This window comes from Azospirillum sp. P4_B5 (assembly GCF_056402275.1).
Genome location: NZ_JBFUHT010000041.1, coordinates 38,806 through 47,926 on the forward strand (window position 1 = coordinate 38,806; position 9,121 = coordinate 47,926).

General features: G+C 70.7%; 3 protein-coding genes. 1 reads left to right on the top strand and 2 read right to left on the bottom strand.

The window, feature by feature from the left end:
* Window positions 1-10: 10 nt before the first annotated feature.
* Window positions 11-2,404 carry a glycosyltransferase gene (locus AC1DVI_RS25320; RefSeq protein ID WP_476960322.1) on the bottom strand — a complete coding sequence of 798 codons (2,394 nt, stop codon included), beginning with the start codon at window positions 2,402-2,404 and terminating at the stop codon, window positions 11-13.
* A 224-nt stretch (window positions 2,405-2,628) separates the two neighbouring features.
* Here AC1DVI_RS25320 and AC1DVI_RS25325 point away from each other — a divergent pair, with 224 nt between their 5' ends.
* Window positions 2,629-5,952 carry a carbohydrate-binding domain-containing protein gene (locus AC1DVI_RS25325; RefSeq protein WP_476960323.1) on the top strand — a complete coding sequence of 1,108 codons (3,324 nt, stop codon included), beginning with the start codon at window positions 2,629-2,631 and terminating at the stop codon, window positions 5,950-5,952.
* A gap of 246 nt (window positions 5,953-6,198) precedes the next feature.
* On the opposite strand, the gene AC1DVI_RS25330 is transcribed toward AC1DVI_RS25325, so the two are convergent.
* Window positions 6,199-7,737, bottom strand: coding sequence for a hypothetical protein (locus AC1DVI_RS25330; protein ID WP_476960324.1), 1,539 nt, complete (start codon window positions 7,735-7,737; stop codon window positions 6,199-6,201).
* Window positions 7,738-9,121: the final 1,384 nt, after the last annotated feature.

Below are 9,121 nucleotides of genomic sequence, written 5' to 3' on the forward strand. Positions count from 1 at the left end.
GGAGGGGTGGTCAGGCCAGGAACCGGGCCAGCCTCTCCCACCCCGCACCCGGCGTGGCGGCCCGCTTGCGGGCGAACCAGACGGCGGTGACGTGCAGGGCCTCGCCGGTGCGGGCGGCGAAGTTCGGGTTCCCGGAGTCCGGCGCGCCGGTCGTCACGAACCGGTCGAGCGTGGCGTCGCTGAGCGACAGGTCAACCGCCCCCGGCAGTTCCAGTCCGGTGTCTGACAAGGCGTCTCCCAGGCCCTCGGCCTGACGCGGGGTGAACCCCGGCACGCCCGGGCGCCCGTTCAGCCGGATTTCCGCCGAGAAGGCCAGCACCCCGCCCGGCGCCAGACGTTGGTCGATCCAGGCCAGCACCTCCGCCGCCTTGCCCTCTTCCGCCAGGCGCGGCAGCGTGTTCTGCGGCAGGACGGCGGCGTCCCACGGCGCGTCGGCGAACAGATCCCGCCCCGGCATCCCGTGATGGATCGCGATGCGGTCGCGGTGGAAGCGGCGCGGCTTGGCGAGCCAGGGGTCGCGGTCGCCGCCCCCCACCCGCTCCGCGTGGGCCGCCGCCCCCGGCCCGACATCGACCACCCCGACGGCCCGCACCAGCTCGGTCAGCATGAGGTAAAAGCCGTCCACCTCGGCGCTCAGCACCAGGGCGCGAGGGTTCCGCTCCAGCAGCCCCAGCCGGTCGAGGCCGTAGAGGAACTGCGCGCGCTCCCAGGTGCCGCGGCTGCGCTTGAAGAAGTTGTCGATGTTGTTGCGGGCGTCCTCGTCGCGGCGGCGCTCCGCGTCGGCGTCGTCGATGTAGGGAGCCTGGAAGGTGGAGACGTTGGTCCGCACCCGCACCGCCCAGGGCCGCCAGGACGGATCATCCCAATCCTCGGCGGCGGCGAGCTTGCCGAGCGCCGGAGGGCCGGGGGGACGTTCCCGCGCCGGCAGGAGGACTTCCGGGCGCAGCCGGGCGGCGTTGCGGTGGCGCGCCGCCGCGGCCCTCAGGGCGGCCACGCGGTCCGGCGCCACCCGCTCCACGCTGGTCAGGCCGGGCCAGTCGAGGGCGGCGACCAGCGGCCCGCTCCAGCGGCGCGGGTCGGCGGCCTCCAAGTCCTCGGTGGCCAGCAGGGCCTCCAGGTCGCGGCGCATCAGATGCACCTCGCGCGGGGCCGGCGGGACCGGTCGGGTGAGGCGGGCGGCCAGGAAATCCTCCAGCGTCGTCACGGGCAGGGCCTCCGCCCGCGGCTCCGGTTCCAGCAGGCCGCGGACGACGGCGGCCAGCCGGGGGGCGATGCCCTGGAGGGAGAAACGTTCCATCGCCACCCGATGGGCGGCCTCGGCCACGTCCCGGCGGAAGGCGTCGTCGCCGATCAGCCGGGCGAGCGCCGCGGAGTAGCCTTCCATCCCTTCGGCCAGCAGGCCGGACACGCCGCTCTCCAGGCAGTGCGTCACCTCGCCTACCGGAGTGGCGCAGACCGCCACCTTGGCCAGCAAGAACTCGAACATCTTGGTCGGGCTCTTGGCGACGTTGAACTCGTTGGCCGAATAGGGCAGCACGCCGATGTCCATCTCCCGCAGCACGGCGGGGATCTCGGTGGGCGGGATGAACTCGTGCAGCTCGAGGTTGGGCAGGTCCGGAAACCGCTCCCTCAGGCGCCGCTTCAACTCCTCCCAGGCCCGCCCGAAGCCGATGATGTGGAAACAGGCGCGGTCGCGCACGGCGCGGGGAACCAACGCGAATGCGTCCACCGCGAACAGCACGTCCTTCATGGGAATATCGCCCCAGAAGTCGCCGGAATAGAGGATGTTCACCCGGTCCCCGAAGCGGCGGCGCGGCGCGTCCCGCCCGTCGGCGGTGAACAGGTCCTGGTCGGCCACCGTGTGGATCAGGTGCGTGTTCGAATTCAGCGGCGCCAGGAGGGTCTGGAGCCGGTGGCTGGCGGCCACGCAGGCGCCGGCCCGGTTGGCGACCGTGTGGAAGAGCTGGTCGGGGCGCAGGCTGGGGAACCAGGGCTCCAGCCGGCGGAAGGGCTGCATGTCCAGCTCGTAGTCGTCGTAGTCGAGCACGATCCGGTTGCCGCCCCGCTCCGCCGCCAAGGCGGCCGCCAGCATGTGGTAGCCGACCTTCTGGACATAGAGGACCGCCCGCGGGTTGGTCGCCAGCACCCGGTGCGCCTCCAGGTTCAGGCGGATCTTCTCCTCCTCGGGGATGGTGGACAGGGCGCCGGCCTGATCGGTGGCGCCCAGATGGTCGAAGAAGGACAGCACCTCCGCGCGCAGCCCCTGCTGGCGTAGCGCCTTGGCGAAGTTGTAGCAGCGCACCCGCGCGGAGGGCTGCCGGAAGCCGTCCTGGGCCAGGAAAATGACGTCCGCCGCCGCGTAGCGGGCGAGGGCATCCGCGTCGAAGGTCGGCGGCAGGGTCATGGGAACTCGGGGCGGGAGGCGGGAGGGGAACCGCTATCTACCGCCGCTCCGCGAGCTTGGGCAAGCCTTCCCGCATAGGCTGTGACCAGTGCCTTGGCTGTGGCCATTCTGGGACCAATGTCACACACCCAATCGATAGTGGTATGCCAGCTTTGGAGCGCGAGGGAGCAATCCGCAACCCTCGGGACGGGTGGTTTCTCCGCCCGCAGGCTTCAGGATCCCGCATGTCCACGTCCCCGCAACGGACCATCGACATCCCGATCATCGTGAACGCCTGGGGCGTGTCCGCCGGCCAGGCGCCGCATTTCCGGCTGCTGGTCGATGGCGTGATGATCGGCGAGGCCTGGGTCGCCGCCACCTCCAGCACGCCCTATCACTTCACCGCCACGGTCGATCCCGATCAGGCCCACCGGATCTCGATCTGGTACGACAACGACGGAGTGATGAACGGGGTGGACCGCAACCTGTTCGTCGGCTCCATCGTCGTCGACGGGCAGGAGGTCAGGTCGACCGACGCGCGCGCCACCTACGACAAGGGCGCGGTGGACGGGAAGGATGTGGTCGCCGGCCAGATGGGGCTCTACTGGGGCGGCCTGCTGTCCTTCGGGCTGGGGGAGGAGATGTTCGGCGGTCCGCTGGTCCGTCCCCCGCCGAAACCGGAGGAGGTCATCACCCGGCCCATCCCCATCACCGTCGAGGCGGCGCGCGGTGCGTCCGCCACGGGGGCGGTGCGCGTCAAGGTTCTGGTGGACGGCACGCTGGTCGGGGAAGCCGAGGCCGCGTCCGGCACCGCCGAACGCTTCACCTTCGGCGTCACCCTGGACCCGTCCGTTGCCCACACGGTGCAGATCCTGCCTGTGGGAGATCTGACCATCGGAACCGTGGCGGTGAACGGGAAGACCCTCGCCGCCCCCGCGCCCGCCCAGGACGGCTCCGTCACCCTCGCGGTCGCCGCCCCCGTGTTCCAGGGCACCGCCTCGGACGCTCAGGCCCCGCAGGGCGACGCCTTCTACGTGGCGAAGAACGGCAACGACGCCTGGTCCGGACGGCTGGCCGCTCCCAACGCCGAGGGCACCGACGGCCCCTTCGCCAGCCTGGAACGGGCGCAGGCAGCCATGCGCGCCGGAACCATCAAGACCACCTACGTCCGCGAGGGCTCCTACACCCTGACGGGCACGCTTAGCCTCGGCGCGCCGGACAGCGGCGTCCGCATCCTGGGCTATCCGGGCGAGCAGGCGGTCCTCAGCGGCGGCGAGCGGGTCACCGGCTTCGTCTATGAGGGCAACGGCGTCTGGTCGGCGCCACTGTCCGCCGCACCGGGGCTGGACGTCACCGTCAACGGCGTGCGCTACCGGCTGGCCTCCAAGGCGGCCTACGACCCGCAGGACCCGACCACCGGCTGGTTCGTCGCCGAGGCGAGCGCCTACGGCGCCAGCAAGAACGCGCTGCGCTACCGCGCGGGCGACGTCACGACCGCCGATCTGGTGCCGGGCAGCCGGGTCCAAGTCTTCGACACGGAACGGCTCCAGGACGCGATCCTGACGGTCGCCGGCATCGACGCGCTGACGCGCACCCTGACCTTCACCTCTGACGCGCCCTTCACCATGCGCGACGGCTCCACCTTCAAGCTGCTGGGCAACAGCGCCCACGTCGACCAGGTGGGGGAGTTCGCCTACCGCGCCTCGGACGGGCGGCTGGTCATCAAGGCGGGGGAGGACTTCAACGGGGCCGGGGTGGAGGTCGCCCGGCTCGGCACGCTGCTGCGGCTGAACGGCGCCAACGGGGTGACGGTCCAAGGGCTGACCTTCACCAACACGACGACGGACGGCAACGCGCTCGATGTCCTCAACGGCGACGTCAACACCATCGCTGGCAACAGCTTCGTGAACGTCGGCACGGGCATCCGGCTGACCCAGGGATCGGACCGCAATCTGGTCAGCGGCAATTATCTGGACCATCTCGGCATCAACGGCATCGCGCTGACCGGCCAGTCGATCGGCAACACGGTCACCGGCAACCGCATCCAGCACATCGGCGAGGTGCGCAAATACGCCGGCGGCATCATGGCGTCGGGGATCAGCGACACGGTGATCTCCCACAACGACATCGACCACAGCTCGCGCTACGGCATCTCGGTCAAGAACTGGGACAGCGCGACCATCAGCCTGAACAACGCCATCCTCCACAACCGCGTCCGCAACACCGGCGAGGAAACCGCCGACTCCGGCGGCATCGAGCTGCTCGGGCGGTCGAACCTGCACACCGGCACGCGGATCGAAGGCAATTGGGTCGAGCACACCGGCGGCATCGCCACCACCAGCACCGGCCAGTGGCTGCGCGACTACAAGGGCTACGGAATCTATCTGGACGACCTGACCAGCGGCGTGACGGTGACGGGCAACTTCCTGCACGACACCGCCTGGGCCGCCGTCATGATCCATGGCGGCCACGACAACACCGTCACCAACAACGTCAGCGTGCTGGGCGCCAACGGCGAGAGCTTCATCCGCCTCGAATGGGTTCCCCTGGCGGGCGCCGCCGGCATCCCGGCGAACAACACGGTCACCGGCAACCTCGTGTCGGGGGCGGCGCCGCTCGGCGGCTACGTGACGATCCTGTCGGCGGGGCAGAACGCCATCGACGCCAACTTCCTGCACCAGGTCGGCACCTACGGGGCGAACGACCGGACCGGGGACCCGCTGTTCGCCGACACCTACAACCACGACTACAGCCTGCTGCCGCTGTCCCCGGCGCTCACCGCCGGTCTCCAGGATCTCGCCTGGACGCTGATGGGCATCGTCTCCGCTGGCGGAACGACGCCCCCACAGGAGGGTGGCGGGGGTATCACTCCCCTGCCCCCGTCCGATCCCCAGACCAACCAGCCGCCGGCCCCGGAGCCGGTGCCCGATAACGGGACACCCGCCACACCGCCGGTCCTCGAGCCCGACAGCGGCACGCTCCCGACCCCGCCGGCCTCTTCCCCGCTTCCCGACGCCGCGCCGGAACGCCCGTTCGTGCCTTTCAGCCGCACCGTGAATGGGGTGCAGCAAACGGTGGCCGCCTATGCCTATGAGGGTCCGGTGGCCAACCTGCAGTGGGCTTTCCTGGGCACGGCCGAGGACGAGGTGGTCGGCGGGTCGGACGGCAACGACTTCATCCACCTGATGGGCGGCAACGACGCGGCCTGGGGCGGCGCCGGCGACGACGTGCTGGACGGCGGATCGGGCTCCAACTGGCTGATCGGCGGGCCGGGTCACGACACCTTCTTCGTCGATGGCCGTGGGGGCGAGGTCACCTGGTCCACCATCGTCGATCTGGAGCGGGGCGAATGGGCGACCCTCTGGGGGTTCGTGCCCGGCCAGTCCCGGCTGACCTGGGAGGAGATGGGCGGCGCCGACGGCTACAGGGGCGCCACGGTCCGCTGCGACATCGACGGCAACGGCACCATCGACGCCAGCATGACCTTCACCGGATTGGCCGTGAGCACCATGACCGTCACCACCGGCATGGCCGGCAACGATGCCTACATCGCCTTCATCACCCTATAGCCGCCGGCTCCCCTCTCTAACGCCCTTCGCGCTGCGGTATAAGCCGCTGTGTCATGACATGACACGACATGCACCTAATCTTGCCTGCACAAAACGTCTGTCGCATCGACCGCCTAATGGGGGTTGGGCGCCCACGCCCGCGACCCCGGATTTCGGTCACCGAACCCTAGAGTCCAACCTTCGTGGGCAAACGACAACCCTATGTACGGGCGGCGGCGGAAAATGCATCCGGTCGCCGTCCACGGCTCAGAAATCGTTCGGAATCCAGACCTGTCCCTTGGTCAAAGGCACGTCTGGAGGCACGGCTTCCAGAGCCGGGTTCAGGTCGTAGATGCGCTCCAGCCGGACGCCGTGCCGCTGCGCCGCCCGCGCCAGGGTTTCGTCGTCCCGGATGTCGGCCACGCGCCGCCGGGCGTCCGCACGCGGCTTGACGGGGGCCGCCTTGGGGCCGCTGGAAGCCGCCTTGGGCGGGTCCTTCGGCTTGTCCGGCGCTGGGGCGGATGCGGCGGGCAGCCCGGCCAAGCGCTTGCCCAGCTCCGTCTCCGCCGCGCTCAGCCGCTCCAGCGTCCGGTCGGCCTGATCCAATATGTCGGCGAGGCGGCGCACGGCCTCGGGCTCGACCGAAGGGGGCGGTGCCGCCGGCACGGCGATGAAGGGAGGCGACGCTGGAGCCGGTGCGGCGTCCGGTGGCGGCAACGCCGGCGGCGGTGACGGCGAGCGGTCGACCGGCTTGGCCTCGGCCGCGGCCTTCTCCGGTTCCGCCGGCGCGGCGGGTGGCAATGAGGCAACCTCCATCGCCGCAGGCGACGGAGGTGCCGCGAGGCCGGGAAGCACGCTGCGCCCCGCCTCACCATCGCCTCCGGCGGACGACAGCCCGAGCAGCGGGGCCGCCGCTAGGCTGTCGGCTTCGCTCGACGGCGCCGTGACGCCGTTGCTCTGGGTCATGACGACGCCGAGGATGGCCATGGCCGCGGTGCTGGCGATGAGGACCATCGCGGCGTTCCTGGTGCCGCGCAGAACCGCCTTGCAGAAGCGGTCGACCTTGCCGTCCAGCGTCGATTGCGGCGGTCCGGGCCGATCGGCGCGGACATCGGTGCCGGACCGGCGGGCGGCATCCGGAGCGGAATCCACCCCCAGGATATCCCCGGCACCTCCAAGGCGGGCGCTCGGCGACCCATGAACCGGCGTCGCCATCGTCCGCACGGAGGGATGCTCCGCCGCCATCCGTTCCGCCTGGAGCAGACTTTGCCGCGCCGCCTCCAGAACCCCCTCCAGCTCGGTGATCCGCGCGTGCGCCGCGCCGAGCGCCTGGTCGGCCACCGTCAGGCGGCGCTGCAGATCGCTCGCATGGGCGGCGTTCTCCTCGCCCCGGCGCCGGACGTCGGCGAGGACCGCCGCCTTCTCCTCGCTCTGACGCCGGGCATGAGCGAGATCCGCCGCCATCTCGCCCAGGCAGCGCTCCAGCTCCTGCAGCGCGCCTGGCGGATGAAGTTCAACGTCGCCCGGCCCATCCTTCAGCAGGGCCGCGACCAGCGACCCGACGTTCGTCGCCCCGTCGCGCACCAGATTGGCGGCACGCACACTCAGCGGGTCGCCGACCACGGCCAACCCCTGATCGGCGGCGTCAGCCTCGCGGTTCTCCCGCGACAGGGTGGCGAGGCGCTGCGCCATCTCCTTCGCGGGAGCCGTTCCCTTGAAGTTCAGGCGGTGAATGCCGCTGTCGCCGTCGTCGGGCGGTGGACGCGGCGCGTCCGCCATCGGGGAGGGTGATGATCGCTTTGCCATGTCGGGGCTGTCTGAAGAACCGATGGCAGCACGGTAGCCGGGGTCGGCATGGGCGTTCGAGCACCAGCGGGAGGCTGGGCGCCCAATTTTCCGAGCTGGGCGCCCAGCGTTTGGACGTGGGCGCCCACGCATCCGGCCAAGATCGGAAAAGGCGTTTCTGATCATATGGTTACCATTGGGCGCCCAACTTTTCGAGCTGGGCGCCCTGAGATCGGGGCCGGATCGGAAAAGCTGTTCCCGATCAGTGGGTTGGCATTGGGCGCCCAATTTTTAATTTCGGGCGCCCAGTGGGCGCCCTACCTCCCAGCCTGGGCGCCCAGTTCTGAACGCTGGGCGCCCAGCGGGCGCCTGAATGAAGAGGTTGGGCGCCCAGCATCGATGGCCGGGCGCCCGGCCTCCACGCACGGAAGGCTTTTTCAGGCTCTGCGACCAAGGCAAGGCGCCCGCCTTGGGGATGGATGAGGGAAACGGGCGCCCGCCTTGGCCACGCCGTCGGGTCCGGGGGACGGAGAGCAGGTCGCCGGGGCGTCCCTGCGACAACCCGAGCGCGAACACGGGGCGGCGGAGGTCTCCCGTCGGCGCAGGCGGCAGAAACGGAAGGCGCTGAGCGCGCCCCGGCGGACGGTTGAGGACGTCCTGCGGACGTCCACAGGAACGGACCAGGCTTTCCAACGAGCCATGTCGTGGAGCCGGTGGCGTGCCGGGCGGCCGGAAAAGCCGGGCACCGGGACGGCGGACCGGAGGGCAAGGCGATGCCGCACAGCCCAGGATAGCGGAAGTGGCCGAACGCCCGGGGCAGCTGGCGGCCCGGCCCGGGCAGTGCGGCAGCTCCATTTTCAGGGCTTCGGGACGCACGGGGATGGAAGCGTTCCGGGCGAAAAGCACTCCTGGCGATGCCGCGGAACGGCCGTGGGCGCCCGCCTCGCCCGGAGCCGACACAAGGGCGGAATGCAGGGCGCCCAATGGGCGCCTGGACCTCCCGACACGGGTCGGCGACGGAGCGTTTCTCCGCCTGCGGCCCCTCCCCCACCCCGTCCCTTTTCGTAACTGGGCGCCCAATTTGTCGATTTGGGCGCCCAGCATTTGGACGTGGGCGCCCACTGGGCGCCCAACGGAACGCGTTGGGCGCCCAGTGTTCAGAACCGGGCATTTTTGCCGAGCGCCGCCCGGCGAGGCATCCAAGCCGACCGCCGGGGCTCGATTGGCGGCCGCAATGACGGGCATGGTCGACGAATCCACCTCACCATCCCGGACCCCGACGTGTCATGGTGCCCTTGACCGCCGCCTGCATTGCCGCCGTTGCATTCACCTACGCGCCGCTGCTCGGCGATCCCCCTTCCCTGGTGGAGCAGGACCTCTACACGCTCTTTGGCGCCGAGCGCGG